Annotated in this window: 22 protein-coding genes; 9 read left to right on the top strand and 13 right to left on the bottom strand. The window is 62.3% G+C overall.

The features are described from left to right. The first annotated feature begins 608 nt into the window (after positions 1–608). Positions 609–1,868 carry an MFS transporter gene (locus ACS3WA_RS06960; protein ID WP_438277807.1) on the top strand — a complete coding sequence of 420 codons (1,260 nt, stop codon included), beginning with the start codon at positions 609–611 and terminating at the stop codon, positions 1,866–1,868. Between the two features lie 281 nt (positions 1,869–2,149). On the opposite strand, the gene pssA is transcribed toward ACS3WA_RS06960, so the two are convergent. From pssA to ACS3WA_RS06945, 3 genes are all read right to left on the bottom strand, one after another. Further along, the gene (gene pssA, locus ACS3WA_RS06955) at positions 2,150–3,028 is read right to left on the bottom strand and encodes a CDP-diacylglycerol--serine O-phosphatidyltransferase (protein WP_438278029.1); all 879 of its coding nucleotides are present in this window, start codon (positions 3,026–3,028) and stop codon (positions 2,150–2,152) included. Between the two features lie 239 nt (positions 3,029–3,267). Continuing rightward, complete coding sequence (locus ACS3WA_RS06950; RefSeq protein WP_438277806.1) at positions 3,268–4,008, bottom strand: phosphatidylserine decarboxylase; 741 nt, start codon at positions 4,006–4,008, stop codon at positions 3,268–3,270. Positions 4,009–4,151: 143 nt separating this feature from the next. Then, positions 4,152–6,110: an ABCB family ABC transporter ATP-binding protein/permease gene (locus tag ACS3WA_RS06945; RefSeq protein WP_438277805.1), complete on the bottom strand. Its 1,959-nt coding sequence runs from the start codon at positions 6,108–6,110 to the stop codon at positions 4,152–4,154. Between the two features lie 208 nt (positions 6,111–6,318). Between ACS3WA_RS06945 and ACS3WA_RS06940 the strand changes: the two genes are divergently transcribed. Continuing rightward, positions 6,319–6,924 carry a TIGR00730 family Rossman fold protein gene (locus ACS3WA_RS06940; RefSeq protein ID WP_292617791.1) on the top strand — a complete coding sequence of 202 codons (606 nt, stop codon included), beginning with the start codon at positions 6,319–6,321 and terminating at the stop codon, positions 6,922–6,924. Between the two features lie 55 nt (positions 6,925–6,979). Here ACS3WA_RS06940 and cimA read toward each other — a convergent pair whose 3' ends face one another. The 4 genes from cimA to ACS3WA_RS06920 all read right to left on the bottom strand — a co-directional run bounded on the left by cimA (position 6,980) and on the right by ACS3WA_RS06920 (position 11,125). Further along, positions 6,980–8,578: a citramalate synthase gene (cimA, locus tag ACS3WA_RS06935; RefSeq protein WP_438277804.1), complete on the bottom strand. Its 1,599-nt coding sequence runs from the start codon at positions 8,576–8,578 to the stop codon at positions 6,980–6,982. Beyond that, complete coding sequence (locus tag ACS3WA_RS06930; protein ID WP_438277803.1) at positions 8,575–9,075, bottom strand: GNAT family N-acetyltransferase; 501 nt, start codon at positions 9,073–9,075, stop codon at positions 8,575–8,577. Before ACS3WA_RS06930 ends, cimA begins: the two co-directional genes overlap by 4 nt. A gap of 114 nt (positions 9,076–9,189) precedes the next feature. Next, the gene (gene cysS / locus ACS3WA_RS06925; protein ID WP_438277802.1) at positions 9,190–10,665 is read right to left on the bottom strand and encodes a cysteine--tRNA ligase; all 1,476 of its coding nucleotides are present in this window, start codon (positions 10,663–10,665) and stop codon (positions 9,190–9,192) included. Between the two features lie 115 nt (positions 10,666–10,780). Next, positions 10,781–11,125 carry a hypothetical protein gene (locus tag ACS3WA_RS06920; RefSeq protein ID WP_438278041.1) on the bottom strand — a complete coding sequence of 115 codons (345 nt, stop codon included), beginning with the start codon at positions 11,123–11,125 and terminating at the stop codon, positions 10,781–10,783. Here ACS3WA_RS06920 and ACS3WA_RS06915 point away from each other — a divergent pair. After that, on the top strand, positions 11,006–11,281 hold the full coding sequence (locus ACS3WA_RS06915; protein ID WP_438278028.1) for a hypothetical protein: 276 nt from the start codon (positions 11,006–11,008) through the stop codon (positions 11,279–11,281). The genes ACS3WA_RS06920 and ACS3WA_RS06915 overlap by 120 nt on opposite strands. Positions 11,282–11,532: 251 nt before the next feature. Next, the gene (locus ACS3WA_RS06910; protein WP_438277801.1) at positions 11,533–12,642 is read left to right on the top strand and encodes a DUF2865 domain-containing protein; all 1,110 of its coding nucleotides are present in this window, start codon (positions 11,533–11,535) and stop codon (positions 12,640–12,642) included. Between the two features lie 254 nt (positions 12,643–12,896). Here the strand turns inward: ACS3WA_RS06910 and ACS3WA_RS06905 are convergent, their stop codons facing one another. The 6 genes from ACS3WA_RS06905 to rpiA all read right to left on the bottom strand — a co-directional run bounded on the left by ACS3WA_RS06905 (position 12,897) and on the right by rpiA (position 19,485). Continuing rightward, positions 12,897–14,648 (bottom strand): NAD+ synthase, encoded by a 1,752-nt coding sequence (locus tag ACS3WA_RS06905; RefSeq protein ID WP_438277800.1) that lies wholly within the window; start codon positions 14,646–14,648, stop codon positions 12,897–12,899. 208 nt (positions 14,649–14,856) lie between these two features. Beyond that, positions 14,857–15,210 carry a diacylglycerol kinase gene (locus ACS3WA_RS06900; RefSeq protein WP_438277799.1) on the bottom strand — a complete coding sequence of 118 codons (354 nt, stop codon included), beginning with the start codon at positions 15,208–15,210 and terminating at the stop codon, positions 14,857–14,859. Between the two features lies 1 nt (position 15,211). Beyond that, positions 15,212–16,600: a class II 3-deoxy-7-phosphoheptulonate synthase gene (locus tag ACS3WA_RS06895; RefSeq protein WP_412773100.1), complete on the bottom strand. Its 1,389-nt coding sequence runs from the start codon at positions 16,598–16,600 to the stop codon at positions 15,212–15,214. Between the two features lie 250 nt (positions 16,601–16,850). Beyond that, positions 16,851–18,236, bottom strand: a complete 1,386-nt coding sequence (gor, locus tag ACS3WA_RS06890) for a glutathione-disulfide reductase (protein ID WP_438277798.1) — start codon at positions 18,234–18,236, stop codon at positions 16,851–16,853. An 18-nt stretch (positions 18,237–18,254) separates the two neighbouring features. After that, entirely contained in the window at positions 18,255–18,764 is a 510-nt protein-coding gene (locus ACS3WA_RS06885; RefSeq protein WP_438277797.1) for a DUF2059 domain-containing protein, read from the bottom strand. Between the two features lies 1 nt (position 18,765). Further along, positions 18,766–19,485 carry a ribose-5-phosphate isomerase RpiA gene (rpiA, locus tag ACS3WA_RS06880; RefSeq protein ID WP_438277796.1) on the bottom strand — a complete coding sequence of 240 codons (720 nt, stop codon included), beginning with the start codon at positions 19,483–19,485 and terminating at the stop codon, positions 18,766–18,768. A gap of 403 nt (positions 19,486–19,888) precedes the next feature. On the opposite strand from rpiA, the gene ACS3WA_RS06875 reads away from it, so the two are divergent. From ACS3WA_RS06875 to ACS3WA_RS06855, 5 genes are all read left to right on the top strand, one after another. Beyond that, entirely contained in the window at positions 19,889–20,578 is a 690-nt protein-coding gene (locus ACS3WA_RS06875) for an HAD family hydrolase (RefSeq protein ID WP_438277795.1), read from the top strand. A gap of 163 nt (positions 20,579–20,741) precedes the next feature. Then, a complete protein-coding gene (locus ACS3WA_RS06870) occupies positions 20,742–21,203 on the top strand; it encodes a hypothetical protein (protein ID WP_438277794.1) in 462 nt (153 codons plus the stop codon). Positions 21,204–21,317: 114 nt separating this feature from the next. Continuing rightward, positions 21,318–22,349: a GTP 3',8-cyclase MoaA gene (gene moaA, locus ACS3WA_RS06865; protein WP_438277793.1), complete on the top strand. Its 1,032-nt coding sequence runs from the start codon at positions 21,318–21,320 to the stop codon at positions 22,347–22,349. 249 nt (positions 22,350–22,598) lie between these two features. After that, entirely contained in the window at positions 22,599–23,138 is a 540-nt protein-coding gene (locus tag ACS3WA_RS06860; protein ID WP_438277792.1) for a TRAP transporter small permease subunit, read from the top strand. Continuing rightward, the gene (locus tag ACS3WA_RS06855; RefSeq protein ID WP_438277791.1) at positions 23,135–24,745 is read left to right on the top strand and encodes a TRAP transporter large permease; all 1,611 of its coding nucleotides are present in this window, start codon (positions 23,135–23,137) and stop codon (positions 24,743–24,745) included. Before ACS3WA_RS06860 ends, ACS3WA_RS06855 begins: the two co-directional genes overlap by 4 nt. Positions 24,746–24,770: the final 25 nt, after the last annotated feature.

The raw sequence follows: 24,770 nt of genomic DNA, 5'->3' as shown, positions 1-24,770 counted from the left end.
AAACTCCAACGCACGCGAACCGCCGGCCATCCTGGACGGCGACGCGGCCCGTTCTGAGCCACGCGGCACAATCCTAGCTTTGGCGCGATTAAGGACGCGTAAAGCCGGGCACACCTGGCGCAAGCGACCGAGCAATCGAGCGGGAGGGGTTGAACCGAGACAGCAACCGCCATCCCCCGCTCGCGTCCGGCTTCAACGTCTTGAAACATGAACCGGATCAAGGAGGTGGGCGGCCCGGATAAAGGCCGGCGGCAACGACGCCGCCCCCATGAAGGCGTCCCCGCAGAACAGCCCTGCCCGTCGCGACCGGTCAGGCTCAGCAGCCGTCGCGCGACCTTCAGGATGATCTTGCAGGACGATCTTGCAGCATGCTCGCGCCGGAATCCTCCCACACCCCGGACGCGGATCCGGCCTTCGTCCGCCACTCGATGGCAAGCCCACCTCCGAACGAGCGGTGGCGTCTTTTCTAAAATTGATAGACGTCAACATCGCCGAGAGATACTATGTAAACTACTTAACGTACGACTCCGAGAGCTGCTCAACCCTGCGTAGGTCGAAGCGGAGCTCGGAATTTGGTGCAAGGGCGATCTCTTTGGTCAGGAGCCACCGTGAAAGATTCAGCTTTAGGGGCTAACGTGCCGGCGGCGGAGCCGTCGGGCAACCCGAAGGTTTTATGTATTTCGACCGTAGCGTTCGCGCTCGGTTTTGCGATCTGGGGAATGTTTTCCGCACTCGCTCCCTTTCTGATCAAATGGTACAGTTTCACGAGTACCCAGGTGTTGATCCTGGCTGCGATGGAGCCGCTGTTTGCGGCCGCGATCAGCATCCCGCTCGGGATCTGGACCGACAAGTTCGGCGGCCGGACGGTTTTCACGATCCTGCTTGTTTGCCTCTCCGTGGTCCTGATTTTGGGGACTTTCGCCGAGAGCTATATCGCCTTCCTGTTTCTGGGAATGATGCTGGGCCTCGGCGGCGCGAGCTTCGTGGTCGGCAACGCCCACGTATCGTCCTGGTACCCCAAATCGAAACAGGGAACCGCCCTCGGCCTGTTTGCTCTGGGTAACGTCGGAATCACGATCGGCATGATGGCCGTCTCGTTCCTCATTACCAGCGTGCTGGATACCAGCGATCCGGATGGCTGGCGGATGATTTTCCCGATCTTCGCCATTCCGACGCTGCTGATGGCCGCGATCTACATGTTCTTCACGTCGGACCCGCCGAACCGAAAGCTGAAGAACACATCGGTCAAGGAAATCTTCGCCGTCTACCGCTCCGGTGTCGTGGTTTGGCTCGTTCCTGCCCTTTACTGGGTGGCGTTCGGCACGCTGGTGTTCTTCGCTTCGACCATGCCCACCTATCTCGTCGATAACTGGCATGTCGATGCGACGACAGCGGTCGCGGTCTATACGCCGATACTGGTGGTCTGCGTGGCGGCCACGCGGCCGCTGGGCGGCTGGCTCGCTGACCGTTATGACGTTTTCACGCTGCTGACCTGGATGTTCGGCGCGATGTCGATCCTCGCCGTGCTGATGGCCATGCAGATTTCGCTGACTATTCAGCTATTCACCATTTTCAGCCTTGCCCTGGTGTCGGGCTCCGCCGCGGCGGCGGTCATCAAGCTGATCCCGATCTACTTCGTCCACGTGGGTGCGGTCAGCGGATTGGCCAAGGCCGCCGGCGCGGCCTGCGGCTTCACAATGACTTCCATTCTGGCCGGCAGCCACTTCCTGTTCGGCGGATACACCCTGGGCTTTGTCATCTGGGCACTGATGAACATCGCCGCGTTCTACGTCTCGTTCTCGCGAGTGGGTTTCCGGAATGTCAAACCGGTTTCTGCCGCGATCGCGGAGACCGTGCCCGCGCACTGAAGGGCCGTTCACGGAGGTTCGCAAAAAGAACCAACGTAACGGAAGCGATTTGCGTTTGATGGAAACATTGTCATGGCCGGGCTTGCCCCGGCCATGATTTTTTTCGCTGAATTTCCGGGACGTGGGTGCCACCATGGAGTTGGCGTGAGCGTTGCTGATCTCGTCGGAACCAAAACGGCCTGAGCCGCGACGGCAGGGGCCGGGCCCGCTATGGACCGGGCACGATCTCGCACCAACAACCTCTCCGCGTCGCCGGCGGCGATCGCAGCAAGGGCCGTTTCTCAGTGCGGCCGCGAAGGCCGGTTGTCCTGCTTGCGCTGCCGGATCGGAGGGGTTGGCGGCTTCGCCTCGGCGGACGGCCCAACCGGCGATGTGGTGTCGGTGGCTGACGGCGCATCCGGAAAGGTCTCCTTAACGGCCGCCTTGACCTCCTGGTCGCGGTAGGATTTCCAGCCGACCGGAAGACTCACCAGGAAAATGATCGAGCCGAACGAAAGGACAACCCAGGGGTAGCTGATCAGGAGCGCGATGACGAACACCACCGTCACGAAGACCGGCAGCACCAGTTCCGGCGGCACCCGCATGCCGATCATCTTGCCGGAGAACACCGGCAGCCGCGAAACCATGAGGATCGCGATCAGCAGCGTATAAAGCGTCGTCAGCACCGCGGGCGGCTGCGGGACGCCCAGGAACGCCAGATAGACCGGCAGCAGCACCGCGATCGCGCCTGCCGGGGCTGGCACGCCGGTAAAGAAATTCGCGGCGAAGGCCGGCTTGTTCGGATCGTTCATCGTTGCGTTGAAACGCGCAAGCCGCAGGCCGCCGCTGATCGCGAATATCATCGCCGCGATCCACCCCACATTGTTGAGGTCGCGCAACTGCCAGAAATACAGGATGAGGCCGGGCGCGACACCGAAATTGACGAAGTCGGCGAGGCTGTCGAGTTCAGCGCCGAACTTCGACTGCCCCTTGATCATCCGGGCCACCCGGCCGTCGAGCCCGTCGAGCACGGCCGCGAACACGATCGCGGCCACAGCAAGCTCCATCCGTCCCTCGGTCGAAAGCCGGATCGCCGTCAGGCCTGCGCAAATCGCAAGCAGCGTGATGAAATTCGGCACCAGCATTCGCACCGGAATCGGACGAAACCGGCGGCGGCGCATCTCGGACTTCTGATCGTATGGCGTGGGCACGCCTCCTATATAGCAAGGCCCGAGGTTCGCATCAAAGGTGACATGCGAACTTTGGAAACCAGGACACTATAGCGTTTCAGCGAAGCATGTCCTCGGGCTTGACCGGAGGATAGATACCGGTTCGCGTCAAGAAAACGCGCCAAATCAAAATCATAGAGGCTCCGCTTCTGATTCCATCAGAAGCGGAAAGGCTCTGGCAGTCCGATCCGTTAGTTGCTGCGGAAGACCCGTCCACTCTCTCCGAGCTGGAAGTCGGCCAGCACCGTCTCGCCCGCGATCGCAGTCTGGCCTTCGGAAACCAGCAGCGGCGTTCCCTCCGGCAAGTAGACATCACACCGCGAGCCGAATCGGATCAGCCCGAAGCGTTCGCCGGTTTCGACCGTCTGGCCCTCATGCACGAACGTCACGATACGACGCGCCACCAGTCCGGCGATCTGGACAACTCCGACCTGGCCGTTGTTCAGCGTCGATATGACCAGCGCGTTACGCTCGTTGTCCTCGCTCGCCTTGTCGAGTTCGGCATTGATGAATTTGCCGGGACGATAGACGATCCGTTCGATCTTTCCCGCGACCGGGCAGCGATTGACGTGGCAATTGAACACGCTCATGAAGACCGAAATACGCACCATCGGCAGTTCGCCGAGTTCGAGTTCGGCAGGCGGCACCACCGGCGCGATCATCGAGATGCGGCCGTCCGCCGGCGACACGACGAGACCCTCGCGGATCGGCGTCACACGGGCCGGATTGCGGAAAAACAGTGCGCACCATATTGTCAGGAGCGTTCCGATCCACCCCAGCGGAGTCCAGATCCAAAAGAAGATAAGGCTGGCGAGCGCGAAGCCGCCGACGAAGGGATAACCCTTCGGATGAATAGGTGAAATCTGGGCGCGGATGGATTTCGCGCTGGAGCGAATGGATTTCGCGATGGATAGGAGTGTCTGTCGATCCATGGATATGAGAACCTGATGATCTACGATGAACCTGAAGGCGGGCTTTGCGGAAACGCGCGTCTTGCACAGAAAACCCCGATCCGCAAGCCAGCGCCGCGGCGAAAACCCGAAGCCTGATTCGGGAAAACGATCTTGGAGGTATTCTACTCTGCCGCAGCCGCCGGCGCTACCAGCGGATCGTCCACCGGCGGAGGAGCCCGATTCGGCGCATCGTCGTCATCGCCGATCAGCGCCAGTTTCTCCCGCGCCGCCTCGGCCTCCCGCTGTCTATTCCACATGCTGGCGTAAAGCCCGTTCGCCGCCAAAAGCTCGCTATGGGTGCCGCGCTCGGCAATTCGGCCTTGATCGAGCACGATAATCTCGTCCGCGGCCACGATGGTCGACAACCGATGCGCGATCACCAGCGAGGTCCGGTTGCGTGAGACCCGGTCCAGCGCCTCCTGGATTTCATGCTCGGTGTGGCTGTCGAGCGCCGAGGTCGCCTCGTCCAGAACCAGGATCGGGGGCGCCTTCAGGATGGTGCGTGCAATCGCCACACGCTGTTTCTCCCCGCCGGACAGCTTCAATCCGCGCTCGCCCACTTCCGTCTCGTAGCCTTTGGGCGACATCCTGATGAAATGGTCGATCTGCGCGGTGCGGGCGGCGGTCTCGACCTCTTCGTCGGTCGCGTTCCAGCGGCCGTAACGGATGTTGTAGCGGATGGTGTCGTTGAACAGCACGGTGTCCTGCGGCACCATCCCGATCGCGGCCCGCAGCGACACCTGCGTGACGTCGCGGATGTCCTGCCCGTCGATCAGGATGCGGCCCTCGGTCACGTCGTAGAGACGGAACAGCAGCCGCGACAATGTCGATTTGCCTGCCCCCGACGGTCCGACGATCGCCACCGTCTTTCCCGCGGGCACCTCGAACGTCACGCCCTTGAGGATCGGACGCTCCGGATCATAGGAAAACCGCACATTCTCGAACCGCACCGAGCCGTGCCCGACACGCAGCGGCTGCGCGCCGGCGCGATCCTTCACTTCCGGATTGCGGGTCAGCACGGCGAACATCTTTTCGATATCGATGATCGCCTGCTTGATCTGGCGATAGACCATGCCCATCAGGTTGAGCGGCTGGTAGAGCTGGATCATCATGGCGTTGACCATCACGAAATCGCCGACCGTGTGCGTGCCGTTGCGCACGCCGATCGCGCACATGATCATCACACTCGTCAGCCCGGCCGTGTAGATGATCGCCTGTCCGCCGTTCAAAACAGCCAGCGACGTATAGGTGGAGACGCTCGCGGCCTCGAAGCGCTCCATCGAGCGATCGTAGCGTTTCGCCTCCCGCAACTCGGCGCCGAAATATTTCACCGTTTCGTAGTTCAGCAGCGAGTCGATTGCCTTCGCATTGGCGTCGGAATCGGATTCATTCATCCGGCGACGGATTTCGATGCGCCACTGCGTCGCCCTGTAGGTGAAGGCCATGTAGACCACCACGGTCAGGAGCGTCACCAGCACGTAGCGCCAGTCGAATTGCCAGAGCAGCACGGCAGTGAGCAGCCCGACTTCGACCGCGGTCGGAATGAGTTGAAGGATGACGAGCCGCACCATTTCCTCGATGCCGTTGCGGCCGCGTTCGAGCACGCGCGTCAGGCCGCCGGTCTTGCGCTCGAGGTGAAACCGCAGCGACAGTTCGTGCATGTGGACGAACGTCTGGTAGGCGAGCCTGCGCACCGCATGCATCGCGACCTTGGCGAAGATGCCGTCGCGCCACTGGGTGAGCAGCGCCATCAGCACGCGGACGAAGCCGTAGGCCAGCGTCATCGCGAGCGGCGACAGGATCAGCCACATCGCCCAGTTGTCGGGCTGCACCGGGGCGCTTCCGGCGCCGTTCAGCGCGTCGATCGCCCACTTGAAGGTGAACGGAACGATCAGGGTGGCGACCTTTGCCGCAAGCAACAGCAGCATCGCCCAGACCACGCGCATCTTCAGGTCGGCGCGGTCGCCGGGCCACATATAGGGCCACAAGTGCAGCAGCGCCCTGCCGAGCGTCGCGCTTCGGGCCGGGTCGTCGGAGGGTTTTGCCGGCGCATCCGCCGGATGCGAAACGGCGCTACGCATCGGTAGCGCCCGAACCGCAAAACGGCTTCCGCAGCCGGAAATATCGTCTGATCGAGGTCATATATCGACGTCATATAGAGCGTTTGGATGCCGCGTACACCCTTGATCGGCGATTCTTTTCGTTGCGGAGGGCTGCCCGCAGGCTTGACCCGGCGCCGGCAATAGCCGAGCCTTGACGCAGTAATTGTGCGGGGCCACATCGATTCCCATGAGCATCATCAAAACGGTCTGCGTCTATTGCGGCTCAGGCCCCGGTACAAATCCCAACTTCGTCAAAGCTGCCGTCGCCCTTGGTAAAGCGTTCGCCCGGAATAATGTCGGGCTGGTCTACGGCGGCGGCTCGGTCGGCCTGATGGGCGCGATCGCGACATCTGTCCTCGACAACGGCGGCACCGTCACCGGCATCATTCCGGACTTCCTGACCTCGCGCGAACATGCGCTGGCGCGCGTGCAGGAAATGATCGTCACGCGCGACATGCACGAGCGCAAGAGACTGATGTTCGAGCGGTCGGACGCGTTCATCGCGCTGCCCGGCGGGGTCGGCACGCTGGAGGAATTGGTCGAGCAACTCACATGGCAGCAACTCGGGCGGCATGCCAAGCCGATCCTGCTGGCGAATGTCGACGGCTTCTGGGAGCCGCTGCTGGCGCTGCTCGCTCACATGCGCTCCACCGCCTTCATCCGGCCGACGCTGGCGGTCAACGTTCTGCAAGCCGAGCGCGTGGAGGACATCCTGCCGAAGCTCCGCGCCGCCGCGACCCTCGCGCGCGATGCCTCGAGGGAGATGCCGGCCGACGTCGCCGACCGGCTCTAGCGTGGGAAGACCCAGGCGGGAAGCGGCTCGTTCTTGAGGAGTGTCACTGCACTGCTCAGGCCGGCGCGTCGGCCTTCACGAGCTTGTAGAAAATTGAGTCCATCAGGGCCTGGAACGACGCGTCGATGATATTGGGCGACACGCCGATCGTGGTCCAGCGTTCGCCCTCCTCGTCCTCGCTCTCGATCAGCACGCGCGTCACGGCGCCGGTGCCTCCGTTGAGAATGCGCACGCGATAATCGATCAGTTTCAGCCCGTCGATGTACTTCTGGTATTTGCCGAGGTCCTTGCGCAACGCGACGTCGAGCGCATTGACCGGACCGTTGCCTTCACCGGCAGAGATCAGCGTCCGGCCATCGACCCTCACCTTCACCACCGCCATGGCGACGGTGACGCGCTTGCCGTGGGAATTGTAGCGCTGCTCGACATTGACGTCGAACTGCTCGACATCGAAATACTCCGGCACGCGGCCGAGCGTGCGCCGCGCCAAGAGATCAAACGACGCGTTGGCGGATTCGTAGGCGTAGCCAGCCGCCTCGCGCTCCTTCATCTCGTCGATCAGCCGAGCGAGTATCGGATCGTTCCTGTCGAACGCGATGTGCGCCCGCTCCAGTTCGGCCAGCACGTTGGAGCGGCCGGCCTGATCCGACACCAGCACCTTGCGGCGATTGCCGACCGATTCCGGCGCGACGTGTTCGTAAGTCGCGGGGTCCTTGAGAATCGCGGATGCATGAATGCCGGTCTTGGTAACGAACGCGCTTTCGCCGACATAAGGAGCGTGACGATTCGGCGCGCGGTTCAGCATGATGTCCAGCGTGCGCGAAGCCTGCGTCAGCGTCGTGAGCTTGTCGTCCGTCACGCCGATCTCGAAGGCGTCGGAGAATTCCTTCTTCAGCTTCAGCGTCGGGATCAGCGAGCAGAGATTGGCGTTGCCGCAGCGTTCGCCGAGGCCGTTCAAAGCGCCCTGGATCTGGCGCGCGCCCGCGCGCACCGCCGCGAGCGAATTGGCGACGGCCTGCTCGGTGTCGTTATGGGCGTGGATGCCGAGATGGTCGCCGGGAATGTGTGTCGCGACCTCGCGCACGATCGTCTCGATCTCGTTCGGCATGGCGCCGCCATTGGTGTCGCATAGCACCACCCACCGCGCACCGGAGTCGTAGGCCGCCCGGGCGCAGGCGAGCGCGAAGGCCGGATCCTGCTTGTAGCCGTCGAAGAAATGCTCGCAGTCCACCAAGACCTCGCGGCCGGCTGCCGCGGCGGCCTTCACGCTGTCACGGATCGACGCCAGGTTTTCATCGTTCGTGGTCTCCAGCGCGACCCTGACCTGATAGGCGGAGGATTTTGCCACAAAACAGATCGCATCCGCCTTGGCCGCGATCAACGCGGCGAGCCCCGGATCGTTGGATGCCGAGCGGCCGGGCCGCCGCGTCATGCCGAAGGCGGTGAACCTGGCGTGGCCGAGCGCCGGCTTTTGCGAGAACAGTTCGGTATCGGTCGGGTTGGCGCCGGGATAGCCGCCCTCGACATAGTCGATGCCGAGATCGTCGAGCATCTTCGCGATGATCTGCTTGTCCTGCAACGTGAAGTCGACGCCGTTGGTCTGGGCGCCGTCGCGCAGCGTGGTGTCGAACAGATAGAGACGCTCGCGGCTCATGGCGCGTCCCTCACGGCCAGCGTCTTCTTCATCGTGGTGTTGGCCAGCCACTCGTCGCCGATCGTCACCGAATTGCGTTGCATCGCGACGTAGCCGCGGCTTGCGAAAAACCGTTCCGCGGTATCGCTGGCCTCCACGGTCAGCGCGGTGGCGCCGCGCGCGCCGGCAAGTTTCTCCAGCGCATCGCACAACGCGGTCGCGACGCCCTGCCTCGCCGCAGCCGGATGCACATAGAGCATGTCGATGCAATCCGCGCCCTTCAGCGATGCGAAACCGACCGGTGAGCTCTGCAGCGTCGCCACCAGCGTCAACTGCTTCGTAAGGCGCGCGCCGAACCTGGCTTCGTCGTCCGCGACGCTCGCCCATGCGATCTGCTGCGCCTCGCTGTAATCGTCGCCGGTCAGTTCCTCGACGCTGGCGACAAAGATCGCGGCCAGCACGGCAACGTCGGCGGGCAGCATCGGCCGCAGCGCGGGTTTGGGAAGCGCCTGCCCCATCGCGTCAAAACACTCCGAACAGGCGGAGGGCCAGCACGACTGCCGCGACGATCACCGCCCACTTGATGAAAATGTAATAGCGCCAGTGTTTCGGAAATGGCGTGTCGGGCTTCGTCATCGCGCGATCTCCCATGTCGTCACCGGCTTGCCGTCGGCGTCCTTGCCGTCCTTCAGCACGACGCCCATGGCGGCAAGCTCGTCGCGGATGCGATCGGATTCCTTGAAGTCCTTTCGCGCACGAGCTTCGGCGCGGGCACGAATGAACGACTCGACCGCATCTCTGTCGACGCCGGACTCAATACCGGGCCGAGCTAGCCATTCAGAGCGCGTACTTTTTAGGAGGCCCAATATATTTGCCGATGCTTTGAGCATGCGGGGTTTGGGTTTTTGACCTGCCCGTGTGAGCCCCGCCTTGGCAAGTCCAGCGGCCGCCGGATGAGCCAGCCGGTGGAGTTCAACAATGGCCTTCGGCGTATTCATATCGTCGCCAAGTGCGTCGAGGACCTCAGCGGACATCTCGCCTGCCTCGACATCGCCGATCGCATCATACCAGCGATCGAGCATCTTTTCGGCTTCCTGTAGTCCCTGAACGGTCCAGTCAATCGGTTGCCGATAATGGGTCTTCAGCATCGCGAGCCGCAGCACCTCGCCGGGCCACTTCCGCCCGCCGAATTTCTCGGTGTTGAGCAATTCGTTGATGGTGAAGAAGTTGTCCAAACTTTTCGACATCTTCTCGCCTTCGACCTGCAGGAAGCCGTTGTGCATCCAATAATTCGCCATCGTGGGCGTGCCGTGGGCACAGCGCGACTGCGCGATCTCGTTTTCATGATGCGGGAAGATCAGGTCGAGACCGCCGCCATGGATGTCGAAGACGTCTTTGCCATCAGGTCCGCCGAGATAGGCCGCGCTCATCGCCGAGCACTCGATATGCCAGCCGGGCCGTCCCCTGCCCCACGGACTGTCCCAGCCGGGCTCGTTCTCCGACGACAGTTTCCACAGCACGAAATCGGCCGGATTTCGCTTGTGCGCGTCCACCGCGACCCGTGCGCCGGCCTTCTGCTCCTCCAGCCTGCGGCCCGACAGCGCGCCGTAGTCCGGCATCGACTGCACGTCGAACAGCACCTCGCCCCCGGCCTCGTAGGCGTGGCCGCGCGCGATCAGCTGTTTGATCAGCGTCACCATGTCGGAGCGGCCGTCGGCGCGCGGAGTTACGAATTCGGTGGCGCGCGGCTGATGCGTCGGCGGCAGGCAGCCCAGCGCGGCCACATCAGCCTGAAACTGATCCGCGGTCTTTTCCGTGACCTTGCGAATCGCCTCGTTCAACGGCAGGCCGGGAAAGTCCCGCGCCGCACGGTCGTTGATCTTGTCGTCGACGTCGGTGATGTTGCGGACATAGGTAACGTGGTCGACGCCGTAGAGATGCCGCAGCAGGCGGAACAGGACGTCGAACACGATGACCGGCCGCGCGTTGCCGATATGCGCGAAGTCGTAGACCGTCGGACCGCAGACATACATCCGCACATTGGACGGATCGATCGGCGTGAAAACACGCTTCTCCTTGGTCAGGGTATCGTAAAGGCGCAGTTCCATGGAATCCCGTTCCGAAATCGCCATCGGCTGAATAGCGAATGTCAAATCCGCTCCGCTCGCTGGCCGGGCGTCTGGATCACGTTGTGAGATAAAGACGGCGGCAGCCAGCGAATCGCTAGCGCATAATCTCGCGGCAAAGGCCACAAAAGGCGAGCAAACCGTTCATTCCGGCACCATGGAACAGCCGGGGTGCAGCGTCAAGACCGCGCCCCACAAACGCCTCATTTCGCCGCGAAATCGCGGCGGCTCGTCTTGGACTGCAAGGTCCGGCGGCTTCCTGTTTTTCCGGCACATCATGCGCATTATCCCCATATTTCCGGCCGCCATGTTTCTGGCGGGCATGGCTCTCCTCGCAAGCGCCCCCGCCCAGGCGGACAGCCATATTTTTATTGTCGCCAATCACGCCGACGGCTATGGCATCGACCAGTGCCTCGCTTTGGGGGAGAGATGCGGCGCCCACGCCGCGCACTCCTACTGCCGGTCACGCGATTTTGTGCAGGCCACCGCTTACAGGCGCGTCAAGCCCGACGAGATGACGGATTCGATTTTGAAGCCCACAGGCTCGTGCCGGCACAGCGGCTGCAACGAATACGTCGCGATTACCTGTCAACGCTGACTTGCAGAGAAGACGACGTCGCGCCGAGCCCGCCACACTCGCGCCCCGGAAACGACGTGACGCCGCCGCGAGAAGCGGATAAGAAATGACCACGCTGGCGAACGGCCTCATCGGCCTCCCGTCAGCGTCTCGCAACGCAATCAGGCTCGGCCCGGATTGTAAAAATCACCGCGATGGGCGCCTGCGTTCGGAAAACATTACTTCATCGTAGCGTTTGCAGAATCGCCCCGGGATCGCTCTGATGGCGGATCATGCCTGACCTTTTGTTTGCCCGCCGCACGATGCGAATTCTGGCTTGCGCTGCCGCCCTCGGCCTCGGCGTCGCTATCCCTGCCGGCAATGCAGTGGCGCAAGGCGCACCCGGCGCCAATCCGATTTGCCCGCGGCTCGAGGCGCAACTTGCAAGCATCGAGCGCGGCGGCGCCGATCCTGCGCGAGCGAGCCAGATCCGGCGCTACGAGGATGCCGCAGGGCGGCAACAGGCCGAACTTGAACGCGTCACTGCGCAGGCAAGACGCATGGGCTGCGACAGTTCGGGTTTCTTCTCGCTGTTCAACGGCCAGTCGCAGCAGTGCGGGCCGGTCACTCAGCAGATCCAGCGGATGCGGACCAATCTCGAGCAGATCACCACCAGCCTGGAGCGGCTGAGAGCCGGCAACAGCGGCCCGGACTACGACAACCAGCGCCGTTCCGTGCTGATGGCGCTGGCGCAGAACAATTGCGGCCCGCAATACTCCGCGGCGGTGCGGAACCAGGGCAATTTCTTCGATAACCTGTTCGGCAATTCGCCCGAGCATATCGACAATGCGGAGCTTCCGCCGGCCGATACGGGCGTGCAGTCCGGAACCTATCGAACCGTCTGCGCGCGCTCATGCGACGGCTTTTATTTTCCGATCTCGTTCGCCACCGTGCCGAGCCGTTTTGCCGACGACGAGCGCACCTGCAAGAACCTGTGTCCGGCAGCGGACGCCACGCTCTATGCCTATCGAAATCCGGGCGAGGACATCAATCAGGCCGTCTCGATCAACGGACAGCCCTATTCGTCGTCGCCGAACGCGTTCCGGTACCGTCAGGAATTCAATCCATCGTGCTCATGCAAGGCTGCGGGCCAGACCTGGTCGGAGGCGCTGAAAGGACTCGACGATAAAGCCACGGCAGCGCAGCAGGGTGACATCATCGTCACCGAAGACGGCGCGAAAAAGACGTCACAGACCGGCGGCAACAAAGGCCCGCAAAAGAAGGACGCCGCCGCAGCGCCAGCCAATGCGCCCGCGACGACAAGCGCGGTGCCCACCGGCTCCGCGCCGGCGAACAACAAGCCGATCCGATCGGTCGGACCGACGTTCATACCCGCGCAGTAGAGCATTTTCCCGTGGAGTGGATTTGCTGTAACGGGATGTTGGAGTCTTGACGGATGTCATTCCGGGGCGCGCCGACGGCGCGAACCCGGAATCCAGCATTCTTGGGCTATCGTCGAATATCCGGATTCCGGATCGCCGCTGACGCGGCGTCCGGAATGACTGGAAGAGTTTTTTGAACAGCCCGTTATAGCGTTTTCGAGCGACACCGATTCGCGTGACGAGAACGCGAATTCATCCTGATTTATTTTCCGCCGTCAGCCCTCGAAGGCTTCCGCAGAGCTTCGGCTCGCGCGGGAAACGAGTTCATCATCCGGCTTCGGCAACGGCTTTCCGGAATCGCGAAACCGGTTGGTGATGGGATAACGGCGGTCGCGGCCGAAATTCCTGCGCGTGACCTTGACGCCGGGCGCCGCCTGCCGGCGCTTGTATTCGGCGATATTCAGCAGACGGTCGACCCGCGCGACCGTTTCGCGGTCGAACCCTTCCGCGACGATCGACGCCAGCGGCTCCTCACGCTCGACCAACCGCTCGAGGATGGCGTCGAGCAGATCGTAGGGCGGCAGCGAATCCTGATCGAGCTGGTTTTCGCGCAGTTCGGCGGTCGGCGGTCGGGCGATCGTGCCGGACGGGATCACCTCGCCCGAAGGTCCTAGCGCGCCGTCCGGCTTCCACGCGTTGCGCAGGCCGGCCAGCCGGAACACCTCGGTCTTGTAGATGTCCTTGATCGGATTGAAGCCGCCGTTCATGTCGCCGTATAGCGTCGCGTAGCCCACCGACATTTCAGACTTGTTGCCGGTGGTCACCACCATCGCGCCGGTTTTGTTGGAGATCGCCATCAGAAGCGTGCCACGCGCGCGCGACTGCAGGTTCTCTTCGGTGATATCGCGCGGAAGCCCGGCGAACGTGCCTGAGAGAATCTCCTCAAAACCGTTCACGGCGGGCGCGATCGGCAGCACGTCGTAGCGAATGCCGAGCGCTTTTGCGAGTTTCGCGGCGTCGTCGAGCGAGACCTGTTCGGTAAAGCGGAACGGCAGCATGACGCCGCGAACGCTCTCCGCCCCGAGCGCATCGACGGCGATGGCCGCGCACAGGGCGGAGTCGATGCCGCCGGACACGCCGAGCAGCACGCCGGGGAAGCCGTTTTTCCGGACATAGTCGCGCAAGCCCAGCACGCACGCGGCATAGTCGGCCTTATCTCCCTCAAGCTGGGACGCCACCGGTCCGGTGCAATGCCAACCCGCCGCGGACCTGGTCCATTGCAGCGTGACGACGCTTTCCTCAAAGGAGGGAAGCTGCGCGGCCAGCGAGCGATCGGCGTTCAGCACGAACGACGCGCCGTCGAACACCAGTTCGTCCTGACCGCCGACCTGATTGAGATAGACCAGCGGCAGATCACTTTCGGTCACGCGCGCGACCGAGATCGACAGCCTGATGTCGCTTTTGCCCTTCGCATAGGGCGAGCCGTTGGGGACGACGAGAATTTCCGCGCCGGTTTCCGCAAGGCACTCGACCACGTTCTCGTATTCGGCGGATTCCTCGACCCAGGTGTCCTCGCAGATCGGAACGCCGATCCGCACGCCTCGAATTTTCAAGGGTCCCCCGACCGGTCCCCGCGCGAACACCCGTTTCTCGTCGAACACGCCGTAATTCGGAAGATTGACCTTGAAGCGGATGGCCGCGACCCGTCCCTCATCCAGCAGCGCATAAGCATTATAAAGCTTGCCGTCGTCCACCCATGGCGTGCCGATCAGCATGGCCGGTCCGTCGTCGGCGGTCTCGCGCGCGAGATCCTCGACCGCCTCGCGGCACGCCGCCTGGAACGAAGGCTTCAACACCAGATCCTCGGGCGGATAGCCCGCGATGAACAGTTCCGGAAGCGCCACCAGCGCGGCGCCCTCGGCCCTGGCCTGCGCGCGCGCGGCGCGAGCCTTGGCCGCATTGCCGGCAATGTCTCCGACGGTCGGATTCAACTGGCCGAGCGTGATCTTGAAGCTGGTTACGGTCATGGATGCTCGTTGCCCGCGGGCCTCGCCTTTCTGCAATGGTCACGCTTATAGCGGTTTCGAGTGACCTGGACAGCGGTCCGGGTCAAGAAAACTCGCCCGATAAAAACCTAGAGTCTGTTTCAACTGCGTTGAATCAGACTCGTCGCTTATCTTTTTGTTTGAACATGATCTTTTCCGAAAACCGGTTTCCACTTTTCGGGATCATGCTCTAAAGGAAGCCCATGCGTTCAACGATCGCGCTGCCCCAGGTCAGCCCGATGATGAGCAACGCCACGCCGACCGCGGCCGAGCCGACGTCCTTGACGTGCCCGATTTGCGGGTCGTGATCGGTCGTCAATCGATCCGCCAGTTTTTCGATCGCGGTATTCAGAAGCTCAATCGCCAGAAGCAGCAGGACCACCGCCACGAGTTCGACGCGCCGGGCCGCCGTCGCTCCGACAAGCCACGCCAGCGGCAGCGCCAGCAGGAGCGCGAACAATTCCTGCCGGATGGCCTGCTCGGAGCGGATGGCAAAATTCAATCCGTTCCAGCTATTGATGGTGGCGCGCCATAAGCGCGACACCTCAGAAACCCGCGACCGCGGGGATCGGCTTGACCTTGCCCTCGCGATCCTGCCTGAGCAATTCGGCGATCAGGAACGCCATGTCGATCGACTGCTCGGCATTCAGGCGCGGATCGCAGACGGTGTGATAGCGGTCGTTGAGGTCCTCGTCCGTGATCGCACGCGCGCCGCCGATACACTCGGTGACGTTCTGTCCGGTCATTTCCAGATGAACGCCGCCGGCATGCGTACCTTCCGCGGCATGAATGCTGAAGAACGACTTGACCTCCGACAGGATGCGATCGAACGGACGGGTCTTGTAGCCGCTGGTCGAGGTGATGGTGTTGCCGTGCATCGGGTCGCACGACCACACGACAACGCGGCCCTCGCGCTGCACCGCGCGGATCAGTTGCGGCAGGTAATCGCCGACCTTGTCCGAGCCGAAGCGGCCGATCAGCGTCAGCCGCCCCGGCTCGTTGTCCGGATTGAGCACGTCGATCAGCTTCAACAGTTCGTCCGGCTTGAGCGAGGGGCCACACTTCAGCCCGATCGGATTCCTGATGCCGCGGAAATATTCGACGTGGCCATGATCGAGTTGGCGGGTGCGGTCGCCAACCCAGATGAAATGGCCCGAGGTCGCGTACCAGTCGCCGGTCGTGGAATCGATCCGCGTCAGGGCCTGCTCGTAGCCGAGCAGCAATGCCTCGTGACTCGTGTAGATATCGGTCGCCCGCAGTTCCGGATGACTCTCCAGATTGAGCCCGCAGGCGCGCATGAAATTGAGCGCGTCGGAAATCCGGTCGGCCAATTCCTTGTAGCGTCGCGACTGCTGGGAATCCTTGATGAAACCCAGCATCCACTCGTGCACGCTCCCGAGATTGGCGAACCCTCCGGTCGCGAAGGCGCGCAGCAGGTTCAGCGTCGCCGCCGATTGCCGATAGGCCATGATCTGACGATGCGGATCGGGCACGCGCGACTGCGCGGTGAAGGCGATGTCGTTGACGATGTCGCCGCGATAGCTCGGCAATTCGACGCCGTCGATGTTCTCCATCGGCGAGGAGCGCGGCTTGGCGAACTGGCCGGCAATGCGGCCGACCTTCACGACCGGCAACGCGCCGGCATAGGTCAGAACCACCGCCATCTGCAGCAACACGCGGAAGAAGTCGCGGATGTTGTTGGCGCCGTGCTCGGCGAAGCTCTCGGCGCAGTCGCCGCCCTGCAGCAGGAATGCCTCGCCGTTTGCGACTCGGGCCAGGGCCTTCTTCAGATTGCGCGCCTCACCCGCAAAAACCAGCGGCGGAAACGTGGCAAGCTGCGCCTCGACTTCGCCCAATGATTTCGCATCCGGATAATCCGGCATCTGCTGCACGGGCCTGGCCCGCCAGCTATCGGGTGTCCACCGCTCGGACATGAGGTCAACTCCTGAGGAAAAACCGCCACTTAACGGGGAAGCAGCGACGGGCCGTATATACACAGGCTGGCTGCGCCGCGCCAGTTGGCATTAAGTTTCTCAACGCAAGCCATTGAAAAAATGGCAATTTCCATCAACTGATTTTGTCAAGGCCGCCGGTTGAGTCGGTATTGAGGCCGCAGACGTTCGATCACCGGCATAGCATCGGCAGGCACCGCGCAACGACTTGAAACCGGCCACCTGAAAGTCTTCACTCCGCCGCTTCTCGCACATGACGGGCAGCCGGCGTCCGCATGGTCACGAGTTCTTCCGCCGCAGTGGGATGCAATGCCATCGTCGCATCGAAATCCGCTTTCCTCGCCTTCATCCTGATCGCGATGCCGAGAACCTGCACCATCTCGGCAGCGCCATCGCCGACGATATGGCAGCCCAGCACGCGATCCGTCGTCGCATCCACCACGAGCTTCATCAGAATACGGGTATCGCGGCCGGACAGTGTTGCCTTCATCGGCCGGAAGCTCGTCTTGTAAATATCGACATTGGTGAACTGCGCGCGCGCCTGCGCCTCTGTCAGCCCCACCGTGCCGACCTCGGGTTGCGAGAAGACCGCCGTCGGAATGTCCGCATGATCCACACGCGTGGGTTTGTTGCCGAACACCGTGTCCGCAAATGCGTTCCCTTCCCGGATCGCAACCGGCGTCAGGTTGAAGCGATGCGTGACGTCGCCGACCGCATAGATGTGCGGCACGTTGGTTTGCGAAAAACCGTCGACGGCAACGCCGCCGTTCTTCGGGTTGATGGCGACGCCGGCCTTCTCGAGCCCGAGATTTGCAACGTTCGGATGGCGGCCGATCGCAAACAGCACCTGATCGGAGGCAATGCTCGACCCGTTCGACAGATGAGACGTGAACTCGTCACCGTGCCGATCGACCTTCTCGACGGTGCATCCCGTCAGGATGGTGATGCCCTCTTTTTCCATCTCCGCGCGGACGTGGGCGCGGACATCGTCGTCGAAACCGCGAAGGATATTGTCGCCGCGATAGATCAGCGTCACATCGCTGCCGAATCCGGCGAAGATGCAGGCGAACTCGAGCGCGATATATCCACCGCCCTGGATCGCAATCCGCTTCGGCAACTCCGCAAGATGAAACACCTCGTTGGAGGAGATCACGTGCTCGATGCCGGGAATGGACCGCCCGTGGTTGGGCGCGCCGCCCGTTGCGATCAGCACGTATTTCGAGCGGATGGTTTCGCCCGTCGCCAGCCTCAGCGTGTGCGGGTCCTCGAACACCGCCCTCGCCTTGACGACGCGCGCGCCCGCCTTCTCGACATTGGACGTATAGGCTGCCTCGAGCCGGGCGATCTCCTTATCCTTGTTGGCGATCAGCGTCGGCCAATCGAACGTGGCGGAGGGAATCGACCAGCCAAAGCCGGCGGCATCCTCGATGTCGTGGCGGATTTGGGATCCGTAGACCAGCAGCTTCTTCGGCACGCAGCCCCGGATGACGCAGGTGCCGCCCATCCGGTATTCCTCGGCGATCATGACGCGCGCGCCATAGCCGGCGGCGATACGGCCGGCGCGCACGCCGCCCGACCCCCCGCCTATGACGAACAGATCGACGTCGAAATCAGCCATTCGCAGGTTGGACCGAACTCAGATTTCCTTGCCGCGCTTGCGCATTTCCGAGCGGAATTCGCCGTTGACGATCTCCGCGAACTGCTGCGCCCACTGGTTCATGTATCCCATGCTCTGCTCGATCGCCTTGGGCTCCTGCGCGAGCAGCTTCTGTCCGAGCGGAGACTTGTAAAAGGTGACCAGATCCTTCAACTCCTGCTCGGTGAACTGGCTGGCATAAATCTTCGCCATGCCGTCGCCGATCTCCTTTTCGCGACCTGCCAGAGACTTGGCGACGACCAGGGCGACCTCGTTGAGATCCTTCTGGTAGTTCAGATTGGATTGAAGCAGCGTGGTCTTGGTCCGCTCCACCATCCCCGGAACCGCATTTGCGTACATCGCGTCCGCATGCTTCAGAGTCAGAAGCTCCTTGGCCGAGGCAATGGCGGCGGCCGACGGTTGGGCCGGCGGCTGAGCCGACGCAATGCCTGAGAACGTCAGCGCCGCGGCAAGACAAGCCGCCGACAGAAACCCTGAAAGACCCTTCATCTCAACTCTCCTGGTTGCGGCTCGACGGCCGCTCAACAACACGAATTCCTTGTGCGCCCGCCAACATCGCAACGCTCGCCATGCCAATGAACAACCCGTGCTCGACGACGCCAGGTATCGGATTCAACAATCTGGCCAGATGGGCGGCATCGGGTATTTGCCCGAGATCGGCATCGAAAATCCAGTGGCCGCCATCGGTGACGAAAGCATGGCCGTCGGGTCCCTTTCTGACGACCATTTGACCGGAAGCTCCGGCTTTCTCGAACGCCTCGGCAATCGCGCGTCGCGTCGCCGCGAGCCCGAACGGAATGACCTCGATCGGAAGGGGAAAGCGGCCGAGTCTTGCCACCCATTTCGTCTCGTCCGCGATCACGATCATGCGCTCCGAGGCCGCAGCCACGATCTTCTCGCGCAGGAGCGCCCCGCCGCCGCCCTTGATCAGATTCAGGTCTGGATCGATTTCGTCGGCGCCATCGACCGTCAGATCGAGCCGGTCGAGATCGTCCAGGGTGGTCAGCGGAATACGGCACCGCTCCGCGTCGGCTCGCGTTGCTTCGGACGTCGGCACGCCGACGACCTTCAGCCCATCCCGAACGCGCTCACCCAGAAGCTCGACAAAGTGCCTGGCGGTCGATCCCGTTCCCAGACCCAGTTTCATGCCGTCCTGGACATATTCAAGCGCACGGGCGGCAGCCTGTCTTTTCAATTCATCCAACGTCATTCCGACCTCGATTTTACGCAGTCCGCCTGTCCGGCGAGGCGTTTTCAGGTGAGTCGCCACCGAGCGGGTCGGTCAGGCAAACTCCCGAATCCGCACCAAGTGTGGAGTTGCTGGCATCCCGTTGATTCCGAAGCCCGCGTCAAGGGTTGCCGCAAGGACATGTCGGTCGGAACGCCGGCAAATTTGTGATTCCAGCATGGTTTAGGTTTAGAAGTTCACTTGAAGAATTTGCAGACAGGAAAGACTTGCAAAGAAAAAGAGCGAACTTCCGAGCCTAACCCACATCACACTAGCGTCGTTCGGCTGTAAGGAACAGGGCCAACCGGCGTTTTCGGCAGCTTCGATCTCCGCTTCGCACGTCGCCCTTGCATGTCCGATTGAAGGAAGGTACCGATCCGCCACCATGACGTCTTCACCCTCCCCCCTGGTCGTCTTCGACCTCGACGGGACGCTGGTCGATACCGCACCAGATCTCGCCGCTGCGCTGAACTTCGTTTTGAATCGCGAAGGCCTGCCCGCGCTATCTTTGCCGACGGCCCGCTCGATGATCGGCGCGGGAGTTCGGCGCATGATCGAGCGCGGCCTCGAACACGAGGATCACCCCGCGACGGTTGATGACATCACGCGGATGATGGGCGACTTCATCGACTACTACACGGCGCATATCGCCGACGAATCCCGCCCGTTCGACGGGCTCATCGAGGCGCTCGACGACCTGGCGACGCGAGGATATCGCTTCGCGGTCTGCACCAACAAGCTGGAAGCGCTCGCGAAACAACTGCTCGATCAATTGGATTTGAGCCCGCGCTTTGCCGCGATCTGCGGCGGCGACACCTTCGGCGTATCCAAGCCGGATCCGGCTATTCTGCTGCAGACAATCGCGCGAGCCGGTGGCCGTCCCGAGACCACGATCATGGTGGGCGATGCGGGCCCCGATATCGGAGTGGCGCGCCGGGCCAGCATTCCCGTGATCGGGGTCGAGTTCGGCTATACTGAAGTTCCAATCGCAGAACTCAAGCCCGACCGCCTCGTTGCGCATATGAGGGAACTGCCGGAAGCGGTCATCGCCCTTCGTGCCTCGGCACTGACGTAAATTGCTGATTTTGCTATAAATAACAACGCCGCTGGTTACGGCTATGAACAGCCCTTCAACAAGGGCGATCAGCGGTATTGCGACAGCCTTGTCACACTTCTATGGTCCGTGCGGGGGAGGCTGCGGCGGCTCGCCGCAACCGCAAGGGACGGATTGATCGAACATGCGCCGGTTTATCGTGATCGCCGTGGCAGGCGTCAGTCTGGCCGGCTGTTCCTCGTTTTCGCCTGACGCGTTCAAGCCTGCGCCACCTAAGGTAACGGTTGAGCTGGACTCGGTGCCCTCGGGCGCGGAGGCCCGGACGTCGCAGGGACAGTCCTGCAAGACCCCCTGCTCGGTGGAGGTCCCGGCCGCCGAAGGCTTCAGCGTGTCCTATACGCTGGCCAACTATCAACCTTTGACAGTGCCGGTTCAGGTGACGCATCAGCCCGGCGATTTGACATCCCCCGCGATCACGACGGCCGATCCCAACCCGGTGGTCGGTGAACTGCAGCCGGTCGCGCCGGCGAAACCTGTCCGGAAAAAGCCCCGCAAACGACGCGCGCCCAAGGCGGCCGCCGCTGCTCCGGCAGCCTCGCCTTTCCCTGAACCGGCCGCAGTTTCGGCACCCGCCCCGGACCGTTAACTTCTTACGCACTGCAACAAACACAAACCTTAGCGCATTGCGCATTGTATGGTAGCTGCAATCTGCCTACATTGCGGGATAGGCGCCGCTTGCCGTTGCGACAAGGCAAATTGAATGACCGGTTCTTCTGCCCTCTCCGAGGTTTCGAGCTCCCGGAAAATGGTCGACCCGTTTGGCCGTTCCATCAGCTATTTGCGCGTATCGGTCACGGATCGCTGCGATCTTCGCTGCTTCTATTGCATGTCCGAGGACATGACGTTCCTGCCGAAGGTTGACCTGCTGACGCTCGAAGAGCTCGACCGTCTGTGCTCGGCGTTCATCGCCAAGGGCGTGCGCAAGTTGCGGCTGACCGGTGGCGAGCCGCTAGTGCGCCGTAACGTGATGTCGCTATTCCATTCACTGTCGCGTCACCTCCAGACCGGCGCGCTGAACGAACTGACGCTCACGACCAACGGATCGCAACTGGCCCGTTTCGCCTCTGAGCTGAAGGATTGCGGCGTGCGACGGATCAACGTGTCGCTCGATACGCTCGATCCGGCCAAGTTTCGCGAGATCACGCGCTGGGGCGACATGCAGAAGGTCATGGCCGGCATCGATGCGGCGCAAACCGCCGGCCTTGCTGTGAAGATCAACGCGGTCGCGCTCAAAAACCTCAACGAAGATGAAATCCCCGCTCTGATGGAATGGGCTCACGGCCGAGGCATGGCGCTGACCCTCATCGAGGTCATGCCGATGGGCGACATCGGACAGTCCCGCACCGACCAGTACCTGCCGCTGTCGATGGTGCGGGCGCGGCTCGCCAGCCAGTACACTCTCACCGACGTGGATGACAGCACGGGCGGCCCTGCCCGCTACGTCCGGGTCAGCGAGACCGGAGGGAAACTCGGCTTCATCACGCCGATGACCCACAATTTCTGCGAGTCCTGCAACCGCGTCCGCATCACCTGCACGGGCACCCTGCACACCTGCCTCGGTCATGAAGACGCCTCGGACCTGCGCCGGCCGCTGCGCGCATCCGCCAGCGACGATCTGCTGTACGAAACCATCGATCGAGCCATCGGTCTGAAGCCGAAAGGTCATGACTTCATCATCGACCGCCACAACCGCCCGAGCGTAAGCCGACACATGAGCGTAACCGGCGGCTAGGCAGACAAGCCTCCCGGACGGCGTGTGTGCCGCTCTATACTCCCCCGATATCAACAAGCCTCCGGTTGACGACGGCAGCCCGGCGCTGGAATGGTGCGCCGGCTTCATGGTAGCGCAGTCCCGCGGTCCGCTCCACTCCGGGGAAGCGCCGAAACGTCGCGGCGCGCCGCCTACCCTGTCCTGCTTGCGTGAGCCCTGCTGGTCTGCAGTCCGGCTTCCAAAATCGCGGCGGGTCGCGAGGAGGATGTGATGCGTCCGTTTCTGGCCTTGAGCGCGGCCATCGACCAGCTCAACGAAAAGATCGGGTACGTCTGCAATATCCTCGTGCTGCTCGCCGTTCTGGTGAGCGCCGGCAATGCGATGATCCGATATGCATTCGGCTACAGCTCGAATGGCTGGCTCGAACTGCAGTGGTACATGTTCGCCGTACTCGTGATGTTCGGTGCGTCCTACACCTTCAAACGCAACGAGCATGTCCGCGTCGAAATCTTCTATTTGTTTCTCTCCGAGCGCGGCAAGCTCTGGCTCGACCTCCTCGGCACGCTGTTCCTTCTGATTCCGGCCTGCCTGTTGCTGAGCTACCTGTCGTGGCCGTTCTTCATGCAGTCCTACGCGGTCGGCGAAATGTCGGGGAATGCCGGCGGCCTGGTTCGCTGGCCGATCAAGCTCGTCATCCCCGCCGGTTTCGTGATGCTTGCACTTCAGGGTGTCTCGGAGGTGATCAAGCGCATCGCGGCACTGCTCGGCGTCGTCACGCTCGATACGACGTATGAGAGACCGACCCAATGATTACGCTCCAGATGATGCCGCCGATGATGTTCGGCGGGCTGGTTCTGGCGATGTTGATCGGCTTTCCGGTAGCCTTCACGCTGGCTGCGGTCGGACTCTCGTTCGGCTTCCTCGCGATCCATCTCGGCTTCTTCGACCTGAATTTCCTTCAGGCCATTCCGGGGCGCGTGTTCGGCAGCGTGCTGTCCAACGAGCTGCTGCTTGCGATTCCGTTTTTCACCTTCATGGGATCGGTGCTGGAGCGCTGCGGCCTCGCGGAGGACATGCTCGACTCGATGGGCCAGTTGTTCGGACCGATCCGCGGCGGCCTCGGATATTCGGTCATTCTTGTCGGATTCATTCTTGGCGCCATCACCGGCACGGTCGCTGCGCAGGTGATCGCCATGGCGCTGATCTCGATGCCGGTGATGATGCGCTACGGCTACAACACGCGCTACATCACCGGCGTGCTGGCGGCATCCGGCACCATCACCCAATTGGTCCCGCCGTCGCTGGTGCTGATCGTTCTCGCCGACCAGCTCGGAAAGTCGGTCGGCGACATGTATCTCGGCGCGTGGGGACCTTCGCTGTTCCAGATCGTGCTGTTCGCCGGCTACACCTTCCTGCTCGGCATCTTCAAGCCCGATCACGTTCCGCCGGTACCGAAGGAATTCCGCACGCTCACCGGCTGGCCGCTCTGGCGCAAATGCCTGATGGGCATCATTCCCTCCGCTGTCCTGATCTTCGTCGTGCTCGGCACCATGATGATGGGGCTGGCCACTCCGACGGAAGCGGGAGCCATGGGCGCCGTCGGCGCGATCGTTCTTGCGGCCATCCACCACAAGGATTTCAGCACCACCGGCCGAAAAGTCCTGATTGTCGGCGCGATCGCCGGCGGCATCGGCACGCTTGTGGGAATCTTCATAGCAGAAGGACCGGTCTTCAGGATCGCCTTCGCCCTCACCTATCTTGCCGTCGTGTGGATTTGCCTGGAAGCCGTCCGCATTCCCAGCCTTCGGGACCTCATCAAACAGGGCTATCAGTCGACGATGCGCCTCACCACCATGGTGACGTTCATCCTGATCGGCTCGACCTGTTTCTCCGTGGTGTTTCTCGGGGTATCCGGCGGCGAATGGCTCGAACATCTGCTGACGTCGTTGCCAGGCGGGGTGTGGGGCTTTCTCGCCTTCATCAACGTTTTCATCTTCTTCCTGGCATTTTTCCTCGATTTCTTCGAGATCGCCTTCATCATCCTGCCGATGATCGCCCCGGTTGCGCAGAAGCTTCTCGCTCCGATCGTCGGCGCGGACGCCGCTCTGATCTGGTTCGGCGTCATGATCTGCGTCAACATGCAGACCTCGTTCCTGCATCCTCCGTTCGGTTTCGCGCTGTTTTACCTGCGCGGAGTGGCGCCGCGCGAGGTGAAAAGCTCCGACATCTACTGGGGCGCCGTACCCTGGATCGGATTGCAGATCATCATGGTCGTGCTCGTGATCGCGTTCCCCGCAACCGTAACGGGGCTACTCGGCAAACCGGCGACCGTCGATCTCGACAAGATCAGGATCGAGGTCCCCGATATCGACGTCGCGCCGCTCGATTTAGGTCCACCGCCGAAACCACAGCAATAGAGTGCTGCATGCCAGGTGGCCGCGC

Origin of the sequence: Nitrobacter sp. (genome assembly GCF_051535235.1) — a bacterium.
Classification (GTDB): domain Bacteria; phylum Pseudomonadota; class Alphaproteobacteria; order Rhizobiales; family Xanthobacteraceae; genus Nitrobacter.
This window is presented reverse-complemented; position numbering and strand designations above follow the sequence as displayed.

Excerpts from the sequence above, each read along its gene's own strand:
- gor (WP_438277798.1), bottom strand. The coding sequence starts at position 18,236 with ATGGCTGATTTCGACGTCGATCTGTTCGTCATAGGCGGGGGGTCGGGC.
- ACS3WA_RS06930 (WP_438277803.1), bottom strand. The coding sequence starts at position 9,075 with ATGGGGCAGGCGCTTCCCAAACCCGCGCTGCGGCCGATGCTGCCCGCC.
- ACS3WA_RS06875 (WP_438277795.1), top strand. The coding sequence starts at position 19,889 with ATGACGTCTTCACCCTCCCCCCTGGTCGTCTTCGACCTCGACGGGACG.
- ACS3WA_RS06885 (WP_438277797.1), bottom strand. The coding sequence starts at position 18,764 with ATGAAGGGTCTTTCAGGGTTTCTGTCGGCGGCTTGTCTTGCCGCGGCG.
- moaA (WP_438277793.1), top strand. The coding sequence starts at position 21,318 with ATGACCGGTTCTTCTGCCCTCTCCGAGGTTTCGAGCTCCCGGAAAATG.
- ACS3WA_RS06895 (WP_412773100.1), bottom strand. The coding sequence starts at position 16,600 with ATGTCCGAGCGGTGGACACCCGATAGCTGGCGGGCCAGGCCCGTGCAG.
- cimA (WP_438277804.1), bottom strand. The coding sequence starts at position 8,578 with ATGAGCCGCGAGCGTCTCTATCTGTTCGACACCACGCTGCGCGACGGC.
- rpiA (WP_438277796.1), bottom strand. The coding sequence starts at position 19,485 with ATGACGTTGGATGAATTGAAAAGACAGGCTGCCGCCCGTGCGCTTGAA.
- ACS3WA_RS06910 (WP_438277801.1), top strand. The coding sequence starts at position 11,533 with ATGCCTGACCTTTTGTTTGCCCGCCGCACGATGCGAATTCTGGCTTGC.
- ACS3WA_RS06950 (WP_438277806.1), bottom strand. The coding sequence starts at position 4,008 with ATGGATCGACAGACACTCCTATCCATCGCGAAATCCATTCGCTCCAGC.
- ACS3WA_RS06870 (WP_438277794.1), top strand. The coding sequence starts at position 20,742 with ATGCGCCGGTTTATCGTGATCGCCGTGGCAGGCGTCAGTCTGGCCGGC.
- ACS3WA_RS06915 (WP_438278028.1), top strand. The coding sequence starts at position 11,006 with ATGGCTCTCCTCGCAAGCGCCCCCGCCCAGGCGGACAGCCATATTTTT.
- cysS (WP_438277802.1), bottom strand. The coding sequence starts at position 10,665 with ATGGAACTGCGCCTTTACGATACCCTGACCAAGGAGAAGCGTGTTTTC.
- pssA (WP_438278029.1), bottom strand. The coding sequence starts at position 3,028 with ATGCGCCGCCGCCGGTTTCGTCCGATTCCGGTGCGAATGCTGGTGCCG.
- ACS3WA_RS06940 (WP_292617791.1), top strand. The coding sequence starts at position 6,319 with ATGAGCATCATCAAAACGGTCTGCGTCTATTGCGGCTCAGGCCCCGGT.
- ACS3WA_RS06945 (WP_438277805.1), bottom strand. The coding sequence starts at position 6,110 with ATGCGTAGCGCCGTTTCGCATCCGGCGGATGCGCCGGCAAAACCCTCC.
- ACS3WA_RS06855 (WP_438277791.1), top strand. The coding sequence starts at position 23,135 with ATGATTACGCTCCAGATGATGCCGCCGATGATGTTCGGCGGGCTGGTT.
- ACS3WA_RS06905 (WP_438277800.1), bottom strand. The coding sequence starts at position 14,648 with ATGACCGTAACCAGCTTCAAGATCACGCTCGGCCAGTTGAATCCGACC.
- ACS3WA_RS06860 (WP_438277792.1), top strand. The coding sequence starts at position 22,599 with ATGCGTCCGTTTCTGGCCTTGAGCGCGGCCATCGACCAGCTCAACGAA.